10 protein-coding genes are annotated in these 18655 nt (G+C 43.8%); all 10 read left to right on the forward strand.

What is annotated here, in order from left to right; all coding sequences use genetic code 11:
- The first annotated feature begins 2 nt into the window (after positions 1 to 2).
- The 10 genes from mtaB to EHS13_RS12985 all read left to right on the forward strand — a co-directional run bounded on the left by mtaB (position 3) and on the right by EHS13_RS12985 (position 18649).
- A complete protein-coding gene (gene mtaB, locus EHS13_RS12940; protein WP_155700748.1) occupies positions 3 to 1334 on the forward strand; it encodes a tRNA (N(6)-L-threonylcarbamoyladenosine(37)-C(2))-methylthiotransferase MtaB in 1332 nt (443 codons plus the stop codon).
- 31 nt (positions 1335 to 1365) lie between these two features.
- The gene (locus tag EHS13_RS12945) at positions 1366 to 1794 is read left to right on the forward strand and encodes an NUDIX hydrolase (RefSeq protein ID WP_155705335.1); all 429 of its coding nucleotides are present in this window, start codon (positions 1366 to 1368) and stop codon (positions 1792 to 1794) included.
- A 27-nt stretch (positions 1795 to 1821) separates the two neighbouring features.
- Entirely contained in the window at positions 1822 to 3186 is a 1365-nt protein-coding gene (locus EHS13_RS12950) for a class I SAM-dependent rRNA methyltransferase (RefSeq protein WP_155700749.1), read from the forward strand.
- A 327-nt stretch (positions 3187 to 3513) separates the two neighbouring features.
- Positions 3514 to 4860 (forward strand): ABC transporter substrate-binding protein, encoded by a 1347-nt coding sequence (locus EHS13_RS12955; protein ID WP_155700750.1) that lies wholly within the window; start codon positions 3514 to 3516, stop codon positions 4858 to 4860.
- 129 nt (positions 4861 to 4989) lie between these two features.
- Positions 4990 to 8583 (forward strand): helicase-exonuclease AddAB subunit AddB, encoded by a 3594-nt coding sequence (gene addB, locus EHS13_RS12960; RefSeq protein WP_155700751.1) that lies wholly within the window; start codon positions 4990 to 4992, stop codon positions 8581 to 8583.
- 1 nt (position 8584) lies between these two features.
- The gene (gene addA / locus EHS13_RS12965) at positions 8585 to 12499 is read left to right on the forward strand and encodes a helicase-exonuclease AddAB subunit AddA (protein WP_319633424.1); all 3915 of its coding nucleotides are present in this window, start codon (positions 8585 to 8587) and stop codon (positions 12497 to 12499) included.
- A 346-nt stretch (positions 12500 to 12845) separates the two neighbouring features.
- Positions 12846 to 12995 carry a hypothetical protein gene (locus EHS13_RS12970; protein ID WP_155700752.1) on the forward strand — a complete coding sequence of 50 codons (150 nt, stop codon included), beginning with the start codon at positions 12846 to 12848 and terminating at the stop codon, positions 12993 to 12995.
- Between the two features lie 49 nt (positions 12996 to 13044).
- A complete protein-coding gene (locus EHS13_RS12975; protein ID WP_227013920.1) occupies positions 13045 to 13761 on the forward strand; it encodes a DDE transposase in 717 nt (238 codons plus the stop codon).
- 227 nt (positions 13762 to 13988) lie between these two features.
- Complete coding sequence (locus EHS13_RS12980) at positions 13989 to 15200, forward strand: exonuclease SbcCD subunit D (RefSeq protein WP_155700754.1); 1212 nt, start codon at positions 13989 to 13991, stop codon at positions 15198 to 15200.
- The gene (locus EHS13_RS12985) at positions 15197 to 18649 is read left to right on the forward strand and encodes an AAA family ATPase (protein ID WP_155700755.1); all 3453 of its coding nucleotides are present in this window, start codon (positions 15197 to 15199) and stop codon (positions 18647 to 18649) included. The genes EHS13_RS12980 and EHS13_RS12985 overlap by 4 nt, the downstream gene beginning before the upstream one ends.
- Positions 18650 to 18655 lie beyond the last annotated feature (6 nt).

The raw sequence follows: 18655 nt of genomic DNA on the forward strand, positions 1-18655 counted from the left end.
CTATGCCAAGCGTTGCATTTCATACGTTAGGATGTAAGGTCAATTTTTATGAAACGGAAGGCATTTGGCAATTATTCAAAAACGAAGGCTATGAGCAGGTCGATTTTGAGCAAACAGCGGATGTTTATTTAATTAATACATGTACAGTAACGAATACAGGTGATAAAAAAAGCCGTCAGGTTATTCGGCGCGCAGTTCGACGTAATCCAGGGGCTATTATTGCAGTGAGTGGATGTTATGCACAAACTTCACCTGGGGAGGTAGCTGCAATTCCTGGGGTAGATATTGTAATTGGGACACAGGACCGCGACAAAATCATGCCTTTAATAAAACGATTCCAGCTAGAGCGTTTACCGATAAATGCCGTTCGGAATATTATGAAAACCCGTGAGTTTGAAGAGTTGGATGTACCTAGCTTTTCTGATCACACAAGGGCTTTTTTGAAAATTCAAGAGGGCTGTAATAACTTCTGTACGTTTTGTATTATCCCCTGGTCACGTGGCTTGTTAAGAAGTCGAATTCCGGAGAATGTTCTGCAGCAAGCTCATCAGCTTGTGAATGCAGGCTATCAGGAGATTGTGCTTACTGGTATTCATACAGGCGGATATGGGGAAGATTTAGAGGACTACAGCTTAGCTAAGCTGCTTTGGGATCTGGATAAAATAGAGGGTCTTAAGCGCCTGCGTATTAGCTCAATTGAAGCTAGTCAAATTACAGATGATGTTCTGCAAGTACTCAAAGGTTCAACGAAGATGTGTCGCCATTTCCACATTCCCCTACAAGCTGGGGATGACGATGTGCTGCATCGAATGAGGCGCAAATATACAACGGCAGAATATGCACATACTATAGAGCTAATTCATGAAATTATGCCGGATGCCGCCATTACGACGGACATTATTGTCGGCTTTCCGGGCGAAACGGAAGAAATGTATTTAAACGGCTTACGTTTTATGGAACGGATGCGTTTTGCGGAAATGCACGTATTCCCTTACTCGAAGCGCACAGGTACTCCTGCAGCACGGATGGAGGATCAGGTAGATGAAGATGTGAAGAATCAACGTGTACATGAGATCATTCATTTATCCGAGCAAATGCAGCTTGCCTATGCAATACCTTTTGTAGGCGAAGTGCTCGAAGTAATACCAGAAAAACCAAGCAAGGAAATGTTAAGCCAAGGCTTGCTAGCTGGCTTCTCCGATAACTATTTACAGGTTATTTTCCCAGGAACAGAAGAGATGATTGGTCAGATTATTAAAGTGAAGATTACGGAAGCTGGCGTTAAGGCTTGCAAGGGAGAGTTTGTAAGGATCATGCAGGCGGCAGCGGTATAAAAGACGACATAAGTAGGAATGGGTGAATTCAATGGTCGAAATTTCAGCAGGCGGGCTTGTTTATCGAATGGAAAAGGACGAGCTCCAGGTGCAAATGATTCAAGATCGTTATGGTAAAATTACACTGCCCAAAGGCAAGATGGAGGCAGGTGAGACGATAGAGGAGACCGCTTTGCGTGAAATTTTAGAAGAAACGGGTATTGTAGGACGGATCATTGATTCCATTGCATTGATTACCTATCAGTTCGTCCACTCTAAATCGGGGATCATTGATAAAGAAGTACATTATTACTTGGTTGAGGCGATAGGAGGCACCATTCAAGCGCAGGTTGAGGAAATACGCGGCGTAGAATGGTTAACCCCATTAGAAGCATGGCGGCAGCAAAAAACCTCAGGCTATGATAATAATGAGGATGTTGTGCGCAGCGGCCTTAAACGGCTTGGTATCGAGGTTCAATAAGAAAAACAGCAGGTAAGGGAGTTTATTATGGCAGCCGTATATTTGCAACGCAAGCGCAAAAAACGCTTGGAGCAGGGTCAGCCCTGGATTTTTCAGAATGAAGTGGACCGAGTAGAGGGTGAACCGCAAGTGGGCTCACTGGTTTCGGTACTTTCACATATAGGTCAATTTCTAGCAGTCGGTTATTACAATCCCAAGTCACAAATTGTTGTACGAGTTGTGAGCTACAAGCCATTAGAAGCGATGAGTAAAGCTTTTTTTGTGGAGCGATTTCAACAATGCTTGGCATTGCGAACTCGATTTATTAAACAGGGGGATGCTTACCGACTGGTTTATGGTGAAGCGGATTTTCTACCTGGTCTAATTGTGGATAAGTTTGCTGATGTTTTAGTTGTGCAAATCCTTACTCTAGGTATGGATACCTGCCGTCAGCAAATCGTTGATGCTCTGGTTGAAGTCATGCAGCCCGCCGGGATTTATGAGCGAAGTGATGTATCCATTCGTGAGCTAGAGGGATTAGAGCAAGTAAAAGGTAATCTTTATGGGGAAACTCCGCAATTTGTAACGATTAATGAGAATAGCTTGCAAATTGAAGTCGATATCTATGAAGGCCAGAAAACAGGATACTTCTTCGACCAACGCGAGAATCGTGCTGCCATTGCTCCATTGATGTTAGGCTGGGGTAAAAAAAGCGGGATTGAGCTTAAGGAAAGAGAACTAGAAGGTAAGCTTGAATTAGTACCCGTAAATGCAAATGATAAAATAGTTACATTCCCTTATTGGGACGGGGCGGCTGTGCTGGAATGCTTCTCTCATACAGGAAGCTTTACTTTAAATGCATGTGTAAACGGTGCGAAAAAAGTAACTTGCTTGGATATCTCTGAACGAGCCATCGAAAGCGCTAAACGGAATATGAAATTAAATGGTTTTGAGGATCGTGTAGAATATGTGGTAGCGGACGCTTTTGAATACTTGCGAGAACAAGTCAGAGGGCTAGACCTGCGGAAATCTCGTTCCACTGCTGCCGAGAAGAAGCAAGATACTTCAAAGCCATTAGAAGCTCAAGGACGTACTTGGGATGTTGTCATTCTCGATCCACCTGCATTTGCCAAAACGCGAAGTGCAGTTGAAGGTGCAAGCCGTGGTTACAAGGATATTAATTTGCACGGCATGAAGCTAGTCAACGAAGGCGGCTTTCTGGTAACGGCCAGCTGTTCCTTCCATATGCGCCCAGAGCTGTTCCTGCAAACCATTCAAGAAGCAGCTATTGATGCAGGCAAAATTCTCCGTTTGGTAGAATTCCGCGGGGCAGGTAAAGACCATCCTCAAATACTGGGTGTTGAAGAAGGCCATTATTTGAAATTTGCGATTTTTGAAGTGCGAAGCAAGTAATTTGCTGAAAATATAAGTATGATCCTAAAAACACCTAATCTGATAACGGGCAAAAATTCATGATTCCATTCCAGCTAAACGTGAGATTTTCGCGGATTTCTTGAGAATGAAATAGAGACAAGTTGCCTGTAAACAGTATTGTTCAATTAATGAACATAGGTGTTTTTTTTGCTGTGTTAAATATTTCGAAATTATAAGACTAAAAGCAATATTGTACACACGTAAATTGTAGTAAATAGAAATATGTACAGTATTTTCCTGAATGCGGATTAAGCTAAAATGGAATTGTGAATGGCTTGAGACCTATTTAGAGAGGACGGATTATCTATGAATAAAACAGTTCTTCTTATTATGGTATTGAGCCTATTCATAGTTGGATGTGAAGATGGCTTGAAACTTCAACCCAAGCATAAGGTGACGCTGGTTTTTACCACTTTTTTGAAGATGGATGAATTTGAAACACTTATTGCTGATCCTGTGGAAAAACACTTTCCAGGGATAAAGCTGAAATATGAAGCGGGACCACCAAGTCCTTCAATAGCCGAACAATGGCCGGTTTCCGCAGCTGGAGATATACGTCATACGATGGTTGGTGCAGGTAGTGCCAGAGGGTGGGATGTGGATTACATCCCCACGGCGATTCCAGAAATGTCCTCATATACTGAATTTCCGGCTGAAAACCTGACTCCATATATACAGAAGTACCAGTTTGATATTGGGAGTATCGATCCAGGGCTTTGGAATCGTGCCGAGTCCCTGCAGGTGAACGGGGAACTGTCGGTGCTTCCCTATAGCAAGAGGCTATATGCTCTCTATTACAACAAAGCAGTGTTTAAGAAGTATGGCGTCGAGTATCCCATTGATGGCATGACATGGGACGATGTTGTGGAACTGGTGCGAAAGCTTCCTTCAGAAGTCAGGTATGAATTATCCAGTTATGATGCTTGGGTTAATATGGCTTACCAGCTGGGGATATCATGGATAGCTCACAGCATTAGTCTGGAAGAAGCGAAGACGCAATGGATGGAGATCATTCGGCTTTACGAAGAGCTGGCAGGACTGCCTAAATCCAGTCAATGGAGCCCTCCCCGGGATACGAGCTATTTTACCCAATATTTGACGTCTTATAAACAAGACGAAGTGGCGCTATCTACGAGTTCGTGGTGGTACATGACAATGTTGAATGACAAACAAAGATATTTCGCCTTGCAAGAAGCCGTCAAGGCGGGAGTAGATATGGATGTTGTGACCTACCCAGAGTTTGCTAATTCCCCATACCAATTCCCTGACCGAATAGAGCAGGCGCTGCAGATGAATGCGAAGAGTACGCATAAGGAGGAAGCTTTTCAGGTTATGTCTTACTTGCTTTCGGATGAACACCAACTGCGGAACGCCAAGCTGGGTATTGGACCGGTATTGGACAATCCGGTGATCCAGGTGTCGTTTGCTGCAGAGATTCCGGGATTGCAGCATAGGAACATGCCGGCTTATTTCCCGAAATCAAACGTGCACACTTCCACAAAAGGCCAACTAGTTGATCAAGTGAAGGTTCTGGATCGAAGTATAAATAGTATTTACGCTGTATTTCAGGATATCCTCGCTCACAAGGTTGATGAGGAAACAGCAGCCAAACGGATCCTGGAAAGTTATAAACTTTTTATCATTGAGGAATGAACATAAGGAATACTGTGGTTGGAACTTCCTGGTAAAGGGGGTTCTTTTTTATTATCGGTTTCACAAATGTGCTAAAATAAGAGAAGGTTACATGTATAGAGATAATAGAGGTTACAAAGGAGTGGCAATATGGCGATTCGATTTATAATAGGACGAGCTGGCAGCGGCAAAAGCAGACGTTGTTTGGATGAGATTCGTCAGCAGCTAGCTGATAATCCGCAAGGGAATCCACTCATTCTGCTTGTACCTGAGCAAGCAACCTTTCAAGCTGAGGTTGCCTTGGTTTCAACACCTGGTTTAAGTGGAATTATCCGAGCTCAGGTGCTAAGTTTTCGGCGGCTAGCATGGCGAGTTATGCAGGAAACAGGTGATACAGCTAAGCTTCCCATAGATGATATAGGCAAAATAATGCTATTACAGCGTATTTTACATAAACATGATGCAGAATTGAAGCTGTTTCAAAGCTCACAGGAAAAAATGGGCTTTCTCGAGCGATTGAATGCTTTTTTTAGTGAGTTAAAACGTTATTGTATAACGGCAGATGTCTTAAAGGATTACTATGCAAAAAAAATAATCTCAAAAGAGATCGAGGGAAGTACCTCTTTATTAGCTGATAAATTACATGATTTGTTGGTTCTTTATTCAGAGTTTGAAAAGCTGCTAGCCCTGCAATATTTAGATGGTGAAGACTACTTAGCCAATTTAGCTAAACAATTGCAGAAAAGCACTGGTGTTTGTGAGGCTGATTTATGGATTGACGGCTTTTTTGGTTTTACTCCTCAAGAGCAGGAAGCGGTGCTGCAATGTATGCGGTATTGTCGCAGTGTGACGATAACCTTATGCTTGGATCGCGCTTATTCGGTTGGTGAGCGGCCAGATGAATTGAATTTATTTCATCCCACGGCCGTTACTATGGTGCGGCTGCAGGAGCAGCTAGAAGCTTTAGGGATGTTTACCAATGAAGTTGTAGTTCTTGGTGAGAACGAGCTGCCGCGTTTCAGGAAGAGCCCCATGCTGGCACATTTGGAGCGTAATTATGAGCAGCGTCTATCTCCGCGAAGGAAGCATTATCCAGCTGTAGCTGAGGAAGCTCTAAATGAATCTATTCATTTGTATGCAGCTGTACATCGCAGAGCAGAAGTAGAAGGAGCAGCTCGAGAAATACGCCGTGTTGTGCGAGAGAAGCATTTAAGATGGAGAGATATTGCAGTTCGGGTTAGGAACATTGAAGCTTATGGAGACTTACTAGCTTCCGTATTTGATGACTATAGTATTCCGTACTTCTTTGATCAGAAGAGTACGATGATGTTCCATCCGCTAGTTGAATTTATAAGGTCAGCGCTCGAGGTTGTCTTGCATAATTGGCAATCGGATGCTGTTTTTCGTTGTGTAAAAACGGATTTTTTATTGCCGCTAAATAAAGAATCATCTGGCATTGTAGATCGTAAAGCTATGGATGAGCTTGAAAATTACGTGCTAGCATATGGAATTCAAGGCTATCGCTGGCTAGAAGCGAAGAGCTGGGAAATTCGACGATTCAATTCGTTAGAGGATGAGGAAGCAACAGCTAAAGATGAGGATACATTGGCCTTGAAGCGGATCCAAGCCAGCAGCCAATTGATTATTAAGCCTCTATCCCAGCTGCAGCAACGGATGAAACAGTCAGAGACTTTGCAGCAACGGACGGAAGCTTTATATACAATGCTCAGCGATTCTGGAGTTCCAGAAAGATTGCAGCAATGGGGAGATGAAGCTTTAGCTGCAGGTAATCCGCAAAAAGCACGTGAACATAGCCAGGTCTGGGATCATGTGATGAATATGCTGGATCAGATGGTGGAAATGATGGGGGCTGAAGAGGTTTCTCTAGAGCTTTTTGTCCAATTATTAGATGCCGGATTAGAAAGCATTCGTTTGGCTCTTGTCCCACCTTCACTAGATCAAATCTTAATTGGAAGCATTGATCGAACTCGTACAGCCCAGGTTAAGATCGCTTTTGTCTTAGGTGTGAATGATGGGGTTCTACCCCAAAGAATGAATGAAGATGGCTTGATCTCTGAGAATGAACGCGAGCTTTTATCGGAGCTGGGCTTACATTTGGCGGATGGAAGTCGTCGCAAGCTTTTGGATGAACAATTTTTAATTTATACCGTTTTGTGTGCACCTTCGGATTATTTGTGGTTAAGTTATCCGTTGGCTGATGAGGAGGGAAAATCTTTATTGCCCTCTGAAATCATCAAGCAAGTGAAATCATTATTCCCACTAATGCAGGAACGCTTACTTTTAGCCGGACCTGAAGGATCATTATCGGAGCAAGCGCAAATGAGCTTTATCGCTCAGCCGGAACGGGCTTTATCATATTTAACCGTACAGATGAAGTTGGCGCTGCGTGGAGCTGAGATTGCCCCATTATGGTGGCATATCTATAATTGGTTTGCCGTTCAAGCAGATTGGCGGGATAAGCTGCAGCGCATGATGCGATCGTTGCTGTTTACTAATTCTGAACCAGCTTTAGCCGAAACAACGCGAGTACAGTTATATGGAGATCATTTAAGGGCCAGTGTTTCACGCATGGAGCGCTTCGTGGCATGTCCATTTTCACAGTTTGTCTCTCATGGCTTGCGCTTGCAGGAACGACGGATTTATCGCTTAGAAGCGCCAGATATCGGGCAATTATATCACGCAGCTTTAAATGCATTAGTCAAAGATATGCAGCAGGAAGGCGTTCTTTGGGGAATGCTGAGCTTGGAGCAATTAACGGAAAGGGCATCGTTGATCATTGATCGGTTGACCCCTAGGCTGCAAAGCGAAATCCTATTAAGCTCTGCGAGATACCGCTATATTGCCTTTAAATTAAAAAATATTATTGGTCGAGCAGCCGTAATGTTAGCAGAGCATGTTAGACGAGGAGCTTTTGTACCTGTTGAGCTAGAGCTTGGTTTTGGACCGGGGCAAACATTGCCTGCCTTAAGCTTTCAATTAAATAATGGCTTTGCCATGGATATTATTGGACGGATTGACCGTGTGGATCGTGCAGAGGGTGCAGAGGGTGCATTATTAAGGATTATTGACTATAAATCAAGCTCAACCTCTTTAAAATTAGCTGAAGTATATCATGGACTTTCCTTGCAAATGCTGACTTATCTGGATGTGGTCATCACACATGCTGAACGATGGATTGGACAGAAAGCAATTCCGGCAGGCGTGCTTTATTTTCATGTGCATAACCCAATGATTCAAAGCAAAAATGCACTGCAAAGCGAAGAAGTGGAAAAAGAGCTGAAGAAACGTTTTAAAACACGTGGACTTGTATTGGCTGAAACAGAAGCCATTGGATTCATGGATCATGACCTAAGTGGAGGAAGCGGGCGTTCAAGTATTATCCCGGTTGCTTTGAAAAATGATGGAAGCTTCTATAAAAATGCATCCGTAGCTACACGAGCAGAGTGGAGCTTGCTGCAAAGCCATGTAAGGCAAACTATTCGTGTAATCGGAACAAGGATCACAAATGGTGAGGTATCCGTAGAACCTTATCGAATGGGCGAGCAGATTGCTTGCACCTTTTGTAATTATAAATCAATTTGTGAATTTGACCCCTTATTCGCAGGAAATGACTATCGGATAATTCAGCCTCGAAGCAATGAGCAGGTATGGCAAGCAATGGCGCTTGATATTGCTGGTGAATCCGTAATGGACATTCCACTGAAGCAGAAAGGAGTGCAGTAGTATGATGGATCAAGCCTCAAAACCAATAGATAGCACTTGGACGGACGATCAGTGGGAAGCGATCTCTTTGCGCGGCAGCAATATTCTCGTCGCAGCAGCAGCGGGCTCAGGTAAAACGGCCGTTTTGGTCGAACGTATCATTCGCCAAATATCGGATGTCCATAATCCGCTTGACGTCGATCGTCTGCTAGTCGCAACATTCACTAAGGCAGCGGCAGCAGAAATGCGGCATCGGATTGGAGAAGCTCTAGAGAAAGCTTTATTTGCCCAACCGGAATCGCAGCATCTACGTCGTCAATTAGCACTCATTCACCGTGCATCCATTACAACCTTGCACTCCTTTTGCATGGAGGTGATCCAGCGCTATTTTCAAATGGTTCAGCTGGATCCTGGCTTCAGAATCGCGAATGAGACAGAAGCGGCTTTGCTGCGGCACGATCAGCTACAGGATTTGCTCGAGGAGTGCTACGGTGAAAACTTGGATGAACAAGTAAATGGGTTTTGGTTGCTGGTTGAATGGTTTAGCGGAGAGCGTAATGATGATGCTTTAATGGCTTTGATTGAACAACTCTATGATTCCTCGAGAAGCCACCCTGATCCTGCTAAATGGTTGCTGGAAAAAGCAGCCCGTTTTAATAGTGGGGCGAACGGAAGCTCTGAAGATGAGGAACCGTGGCTTCGCAGTTTAACTCATGATGTCCATCTGGAGTTAAATGGAGTAGAAGGCTTATTGCTTGAAGCTATTCGGATAGTAGAGCAGCCTGGAGGTCCGTTGCCTTATATGGACAATCTAGAAGGTGAACTTAGTCTTATTCGTTATTTGCAGGAGCTGTCAGCTGAAACAAATCAAAAAACATGGCATCAAATATGGGGAGATTTGTACGAGGCTTTTCAAACAACTGGCTTTGGACGTCTAAATCCTTGCAAAGGCGACACTTATGACAAAGGATTACAAGAGAATGTGAAGCAGCTGCGGGACAGAGCAAAAGATCAGTTTAGTAAGCTCAAGGTAGAGCTGTTTGGACGCTCTTTAGAACAATTTTCGGCTGAATTAACCGAAATGGCACCTTTGATGCAAGTTTTAGTAGATTTAGTGTTACGTTTTGGAGAACGCTATATGCAGGCCAAAATAGCTAAGGGGTTGCTGGATTTTGCTGATTTAGAGCATTATTGCTTGCAAATTTTACGTGATCCGGCTAGCACAGGCGATGAATTATTGCCATCTCGTGCAGCTCTAGACTATCAAGAGCAGTTTGTCGAAGTGCTGCTGGATGAATATCAGGATACCAATCGCGTACAAGAAGCTATTATTGATCTCATTTCCCGTAAAAATCCAGGGAACAGGTTCATTGTTGGGGACGTCAAACAAAGCATTTACCGCTTTCGTTTGGCGGAGCCAGGGCTTTTTCTAGAGAAATATAAAAGCTATCAAAAGACGCTTGGCGGTGCTGGCAGAAGAATTGATTTGGCAGCTAATTTTCGCAGTCGACGTGAAGTGGTGGACGGGGTTAATTATATTTTTAAACAGGTAATGAATGAATCTGTTGGAGAAGTTGCTTATGATCGCAGTGCTGAGTTAGTTTATGGTGCAGGTTATCCCGAGAGTGAAGCAGGTATTAAAGAGCTAAGTGCTGAAGAAAAGTTTGCAATTGAGCTGTTGTTAATTGATAGATCTGGAGAGTCTTCTGAATCGAGCGAGGATGATGCAGAATCTCAAGAGGGTGGTAAGTCCTCGGATGCCGAAGAAGATGAGGGGCCAACTGCAGGTGGTACTGTACGCGATGATACACAAGAACTGAAAACTGCTGAAATGGAAGCCCGCTTAATTGCCCTGCATATTCGGCGGCTTATGGGAATGGATGGTCAACCCGCTTTTCAGGTTTGGGATAAGAAAGCAGGCGGGATGAGGCCGATTGCTTATCGAGATATCGTTATTTTGCTGCGTGCTACAAGGAATTGGGCTCCTACTCTGATGGAAGAATTGCGGTTGCAAACTATCCCTGCTTATGCAGATTTGAATACGGGCTATTTTACAGCTATGGAAATTGAAGTTGTGATATCCCTGCTGCAGATTATCGACAACCCCATGCAGGATATTCCTTTGGCTGCTGTACTGCGTTCGCCGATTGTTGGATTGACTGCGGATGAGCTTGCAACAATTCGCTTGGCACAGAAACAGGGGAGCTTTTATCTAGCTCTTCTACAGTATGTAGAGCAGATTGGCACTTCCGAAACAGCTGAGCAAACCTTAAGTGAAAAGCTTATTTCTTTTATAGCAACACTTGAAGTCTGGCGAGAGGATGCTAAACAAGGCGCGCTAGCGGATTTAATTTGGGGGATTTACCGCACTACAGGATTTTATGATTTCGTCGGTGGAATGCCTGGAGGAGTGCAGCGCCAAGCCAATTTAAGAGCCTTGTACGATCGTGCTCGGCAATATGAAGCTACTTCCTTTCGCGGATTGTTTCGTTTCTTGCGTTTTATCGAACGGATGCAGGACAGTGGTGGAGATTTAGGAACAGCAAGAGCTTTGGGTGAACAAGAGGATGTGGTGAGAATCATATCGATTCATAAAAGCAAAGGTTTGGAGTTTCCAGTCGTCTTTGTTGCAGGTTTAGCAAAAATGTTCAATCAGCAGGATTTAAACAGTACATTTTTGCTCCATAAAGAGCTTGGATTTGGTCCCAAATATGTGGACACCAAGCTGCGTGTCAGTTATCCATCATTGCCTTATTTGGCTATTCGCCGGAGGATGCGTTTGGAGATGCTGGCTGAAGAAATGCGTGTGCTTTATGTTGCAATGACACGTGCTCGGGAGAAGCTCTACTTGGTTGGAACTGTTCGTAATTTGGACAAGCAATTACTGCAATGGGGACGTCAATTGCCCCATAAAGCTATTGAGTTACCAGACTATGAGCTAGCGAAAGCTCGTTGTTATTTGGATTGGATTGGACCTTCCTTGATTCGCCATCCTCATGCAGAATCACTTCGTGTCAGAGGTGGGTTTGAAAAGCAGTCAAGCAATGGAACCTTGTTGAACGAAATGCCTTCTCATTGGAAAGTAGTCCTGGCACAGCCAGAATTATTCGTTGCACAAGCTGCTGCGGCAAGTGAAGCTGTGGTCGAGCAGCAACAGCATAAAGAGGCGTTGCTTAATCTTACTCCGATTCCATTGGTAGCAGATGAGCTTAGTTCAGAGATTGAAGAGCGGTTATCTTGGAAGTATTCTTATGAAATGGCTTCGCAATTGCTTTCCAAAACATCGGTAACGGAGCTAAAGCGCTTAGGCGATTCTCAAGGTTCTGCAGAATTCAGTGAGGAAACTCGTTCAGCTGATCGCCGCTTGTCATTCCGCCGTCCACGGTTTATTGAACAGCAGCAGTTGAATGCTGCCGAGCGAGGGACCGTATATCATGCTGTAATGCAGCAGCTTCCGATTAATGCAGGATTAACACTAGCTGATATTCAAGGTACCTTAGACCGGATGCTGGGGCTTCAAATGATTACGTCCATGCAATATAATTCTGTAGATGTGAAAGTAATCCATGGATTTTTTGGTACAGATCTAGGTCATAGATTACTTAATGCTAAGCAAGTTTTAAGAGAAACCCCTTTTAGCTATGGTTTGCAGGCTAGTGAAATTTACCCTTTTGCTCCTGAAGCAATTCAGGATGAAATGGTTTTGATTCAAGGTGTTATTGATTGTTTGTTTGAGGATGAACAAGGTTTAATTCTCTTGGATTATAAAACCGATGCTGTCCGTACACCAGATATCCCGCTTTTAGCAGAGAAGTATCGGGTACAGCTTGAGCTGTACGCTAAAGCGGTTGAACAGATATGGAAAAAGCCGGTGACACAAACCTATTTATTTTATTTCGATGGTGCTCATTTGATTGAATTGACTGCGAAGAGATGAAGATACTTAATGATGGTTTTTGCATATTTATGCAATATCGTGCATGGAGGTTCTAAATGGCATAAATCTTTTGGTTTTGCTGCCCTTTTGACCGTTATCCCTTTGGCTCAGATATAAAATTTAAGGGATTTTTAACATTGCTCAGTGTTACATTTTAGCGATTTTGATATTGCTTAGTGTTAATTTTTACCGATTTTGAAATTGCCAGTGTTATCTTTTGCCGATTTTACATTGTCAGTTTTACTTTCTACCGATTTTTTCGAAAAAGACCTTGAAATGGAAACGAATTCCTGTTAAAATAAATATAGGAACAAACGTTTGCTTTTTTGGAGGTTGGTGATGTGCGATGGTGAATATTTTAGATCAACTACCTAACATTAGAAGAGTCGATTTCTCTAAGGATTTACTCAAGGATATGGCTGCGTTAGAAGAGTTTCAAGCTCATTTTGACTCTGAGGAAGCTTGTGCCATCTCAAAAATGGCCTCATGGGTTTAAATGTTCCCGTTGTTCGCATTTGCAGGCATTTCGGATTAATTCACGGTGATTGCCGCTCTATCAATGCATCAATTGCCATCATCAGGCTTCCCTTACGGTTGGGACGATTATGGAAAGCAGTTCCACTGATCTGCGTAAATGGTTTACAGCTTTGTTTCTCGTTTCTTCTACTGAATCTGGCATCAATGCACTTCGTTTAAGCAATGTGCTTCAAGTTACCTATAAAACAGCTTGGCTGATGCTGCGGAAGATTCGCCAATCCATCACCCAGGCTGATGACGCAGCGAAGCTCTCTGGCCATGTTTATATCGACAATGCCAAGTGTGGGAAACCCTTCACGGGATTTCATTATGAGGCAGATGAGTATCCTGTTTTAGTTGGAGCAGCGATTGATGATCAGCAACAGCTGGACTGTATCAAAATTCAAATGGTGGACAAGTCCCATTACGATGAGTTTCAAGTCCTTTCAGTAGCAATAGATTGCTTCTGCGAGAAACATATTGATTTAGATGCAGCCGTCACCTATTCAGAGCGGAAAAGAATGAAACGCAAGGACATGAAAGGTTATCCAGTCTTCAGAATAGCCAGAGCTTGGATGAAGCGGACCTATCACGGTTTGGGTCAAGTTCATTTGCAGCATTATTGGAACGAATTCTGCTGGCGATTTAACACGAAACTGCGGAATCTTCCTCTTTTCGAGTCGATGCTGAAGCTTTGCGTCGCAACATCAATCACTACATATGCTAAATTGGTCAAACAAGGATGAAATCAACTAGGTATTGTATTACGGTGCCACAGGTGAAACTGGCGCTACTGGGGTTACAGGTTCAACGGGAGCTATAAATGTTCTAAATTTGTGTAGATTCAAACTGAGTCATTGGGATAACGGTCAAAAGGAAAATATAAACAACCAAAGCGGTTACATAATGTTTTTTTGCAGCGATAGATATTTAGGATATCTTCAAAACTGTGGAATAAGGGTGGGTGAGGAAGATGCGGATTTTACATACCGCGGATTGGCATTTAGGGCGGACCTTGGAAGGGCGCAGCAGACAGGAAGAACAAGAGGCTTTCATGGACGAGCTAGTAACAATTGTGAGGGATCAGCAGATTGACGTTGTCCTCATGGCAGGTGATGCCTATGATTCTGTCAATCCACCGGCAGCGGCGGAGACGCTCTTCTATGACGGGCTAGCACGTCTCGCTGATGGAGGCAGGCGCCAGGTTATCGCGATTGCTGGCAATCACGATAACCCCGAGCGCCTAGCCGCCTCCGCACCACTCGCGCTGCGCCAAGGCATCACGCTCGTCGGGCTGCCGACGCCGCAGCTGCAACGCGTGGACGTGCCTCGCACGAGTGAACAGGCGCTGCTTTTTGCCCTCCCGTACCCGTCAGAGTCACGGCTGCGCGAGCTGCTTACGGAGGAGGCCGATGAGGTCAGCCTGCGAGGTGCTTATTCACAGCGCATCGCTCAGCTTGTGGCCCGCCAAGCCAGCGAATTCACCTCGCGCACGGTAAATCTAATCATGAGCCACCTCTACGTATTAGGTGGGACTGAAAGTGAATCTGAGCGCCCCATTCAAGTGGGTGGCGCGTACACCGTAGACACGGCTGCGCTTTGCGCAAACGCACAATATGTTGCGCTCGGCCATTTGCATCGCCCGCAGCAGCTCAAGGCAAGCTCGCTTATTCGTTATTCAGGCTCACCGCTAGCCTATAGCTTCTCAGAAGCGGGACAAGCCAAATCAGTAACGATATTGGATGTAAAGCCTGGAGATGAACCGCAGCTTACGGAAGTGTTCTTAAGCAGTGGAAGACCGCTAGTGAAATGGAAAGCGGTCGAAGGAATTGCCCAAGTGCATCGCTGGCTTGAAGAGGGCAAGGATGCGCGTGCTTGGATTGATTTGGAGCTGCATATTGTTGACTCCATGTCGATGGAACAAATTCAACGTTTGCGCAAGCAGCACGTCGGGATCATTAACATTCGCCCCATTTATCCGCAAGCAGCAGCTGACAAAGGAGTGGGAGAAGCAAGTCGACGTGATCAGCTTCCGATAGATGAAATGTTTCGGAGTTTTTATACCAGACAAACTGGTGGAGCTGAGGCGGATCCTGCCTTGGTAAGCTTATTTCTTGAGCTCCTTCAGCAAACGACGGAATCAGAATCCGTAAATTCCTTGTCCGAAGGGGGAAATGGCTTATGAAACCGATTCAACTGACTTGGGCTGGGTTGCAAAGCTATCGCGAGAAGCAGGAAATTGATTTTACACTTCTGTGTGATGCAGGAGTTTTTGGGATATTTGGTCCAACAGGCAGCGGAAAGTCGACGATTTTGGATGCAATTACATTAGCTTTGTACGGTAAAGTAGAACGTGCAAGCAATGGGACGCAAGGTATTCTCAATCAATATGAGAATAACCTTTCTGTGAGCTTTACCTTTGAATTGTCGCATGCCGAAGGTTCCAAGAAATATCGGGTGGAGCGTCAATTTAAGCGAGCAGCTGATGTATCTGTGACGAATACTATCTGTCGATTGATACATATCCAAGCTGAGCAAGAAAGCATAGTTATAGCTGATAAGGCTGGCGAAGTAAATGCTCAAATTCACCAAATTTTAGGGCTTTCGATGCAAGATTTCTCGCGTGCAGTGATACTTCCTCAGGGCAAGTTTGCTGAATTCCTCTCACTGAAAGGCAGCGACCGTCGACAAATGCTGCAGCGCCTGTTTCATTTAGAACATTACGGTGATGTGTTAACAGCCAAAGTGAGCCAGAGAACCAAAGAAACGGATATATCGATTAAACAAATTTTAGCCGAGCAACAAGGGCTTGGTGATGCCTCAGAGCAAGCATTACAATCGACTAAGCTGCTATTAGAGGAAGCGGACAATACGGCGAAGCAGAAACGGATTGAGCTGCAGCAAGTATTGCAGCTATGGGAAGAAATCAAACAAACCCGAGCTTTGCAGCAAACGCAGCAAGAGCTTGAAGCTAATAAATTCAGCCTGCTTATTGAAGAACCAAGAATAGTTGAGCAAGAGCAGCAGTTGAAGTTAGCTGATCAGGCAGAACGAGTCAGGCATTTTTTACAGCAGTTTGAAGATACGGATAGACTAGCAAAGAAGCTTATCCTTGAACAAGATGAAATAGCTAAGCAGCACATTGAGGTCACAAACCAGACCGAAAGCATTGTTCAGCAGCATATTCTTGCCAAGAGCGAGCTATCTCTTCAGGACGCACCTCTGCAGGTTAAGTTAGAGCAGCTTAAGCAGGCTGTCCGTTTGGAACAGGAAATCGAAAAGGGGCTTTTACAAGAAAATGAGCTAGCAGATAAGCTTGAGCTTTGCAAAGCTCAGATGGTGCTTTACCAGGAAGAATTGCTAAAAAAACAAGATACCCATACTCGAGCAATCAAAAAACGAGATGATCTACAGGAGCAGCTAAAGTCATTAGAGATCAAATCGGAATACCGTCAAAACCTGCAAAATGCGCTACGCGATAAGCATGCATTGGATTCAACCGAATCCAAAGTAATAGAGCTTGAGCAGCAAATGAGTACTAAACAACAGCAGCTAAATACAGAAAAATTGCGTGAAGCTGAAGTAACTTCATTGTTGAAAAACAATCAAGCAGGTTTAACTACATTAATGCATGCTATTAAAAGAAATACATTCAACCATTTGCAAACAGAGGCAGATTTGGAAGCCTTAAAAATAAACACGACAAGTGCCATTGAAAAAATAAAAAGCACAGCAAAATCTGCTGAAATAGCGCATTATGCTTTGCATTTAGCTGATCAGCTTAAGGAGCTGCAGCCATGCCCGGTGTGTGGATCAACAGAGCATCCAACACCTATTAAGGAATTAAATAGGGAATCAGCTTCTATGATTACTAGCGAGACTGAGCTAGAACGTCATGATTTGTTGCTAACTAAAGTATTAAAGCTTCAGTTCAATCAAGAAAGACAAGCTATGCAGTATCAAGCACTAGAGCAGAAGCTAGTAGAATCACTCGCTTTTACTAACAATGGGGAAACTGCAGAGGCTGAGGTTGCTGCAGCCATGCCCTTAACTAATCAAACTCCAGAAGTATTGGACTCTATTGAGCTGCTCGAAATGGAGCATGAACGTTTATCCGAACAGCAGATACTAGCCGCTCAACAAATCACCCAGATTTCAGATGAGTTGAAGATAGCTCTGCAGAAAAAAGATCGCATCATGCAGCATCAAATAGAGATTTCTGCACAAATACAAGCTATTCAAACGATGTACGTAACTTTAGAGGAGCAATTACTCAATTCTAAAAGCTCGCACAAACAATTATTGGAGCAATGGCAATCGGTATATACGTCATTTACGCTTGAGAACATTCAGTTAGAAACTAGCAAGTTAAATCAACAGGATCTGGCCGCGGAACAATTGCGCGTACGGGTGGAGCAAAGTATTCCTTTTATTGAAGAGAATTTAAAAGAAACACAACAAAAAATAATACAAGTCGCAGAGCTCGAAAAATCGAAGATTCAATTAGAGACCGAGCATAGAGGCTCGCAAAGGTTGAATTTGGAACTGAAAAATCAATTTATGTCCCGTTGGGAGCAAGAAATAAAAGCTGGGGAATCTATAGCAGGGTACATTCAAGAAACGGAATTACTCTTGAAAAAGCTTCGTGAATCGGAGCAGGTAGCCCAGCAGCTAATGGAAAAATCGCAAAATGAACTGATGCGGATAAACGACAAATATATAACCGTTCGCCAAGCAGTTGATTCAGCTAAGATGGCTTTTATTAAAGCGGAGCAGTTTTGGCAGGAAGCTCTAGCGAGAACTGAATTCGTTACTGCAGATGATGTGAAAAATGCGTATTTGACTAGTAATCAAATGGAAGTTTGGCAGCAAGAAGTGAAAAAACATCGCGAGCAAATAGCTAGTATAACTGCAAAGCTCGCAGAACTGATAATTAAGCTAAACGGAAAGTCAGTTAGTGAAACGGTATGCTTGGATTCGGAGTTAATGGTGGCCGCAGCTAAGGAAATGGACGAAAAAGCCTTACAGGATCGTGCCAAAATCGAACGAGATCTCGAGCAGCTGCAATCCAAGCACATGCATTGGAAGGAATTGGAACAAAATTTAAGTAAGCTGAAACAAGAATTTGCTGATTTAAGCAAGCTGCAAAGTGTGCTGCGTGGAAATGCTTTTGTTGAGTATATTGCAGAAGAACAATTGATCCAGGTATGTCGGATTGCTTCACAAAGACTAGGGCAGTTAACCAGACAGCGATATGCGTTAGAGGTTGATTCATCTGGTGGGTTTGTCATTCGAGATGATGCTAATGGAGGAGTTAGAAGACCGGTAAGTACTTTGTCTGGCGGAGAAACCTTTTTAACATCGTTAGCTTTAGCATTGGCTCTGTCTGCACAAATCCAATTGAGCGGCCAGTATCCTTTGGAATTCTTTTTTCTAGACGAGGGATTCGGAACACTTGATCCTGAGTTGTTGGAAACGGTTGTCGAAGCATTAGAAAAGCTCCATATAGACAGCCTTACAGTGGGTATCATTAGTCATGTACCTGAGCTGAGATCACGGCTTCCCCGCAAGCTAATTGTTGAATCTGCTGAACCTGGAGGTAGAGGAAGTCGAGTATATATGGAAGGCTTATAAGCCTTC

It is taken from the genome of Paenibacillus psychroresistens, from assembly GCF_009728935.1.
GTDB classification, from domain to species: domain Bacteria; phylum Bacillota; class Bacilli; order Paenibacillales; family NBRC-103111; genus Paenibacillus_AC; species Paenibacillus_AC psychroresistens.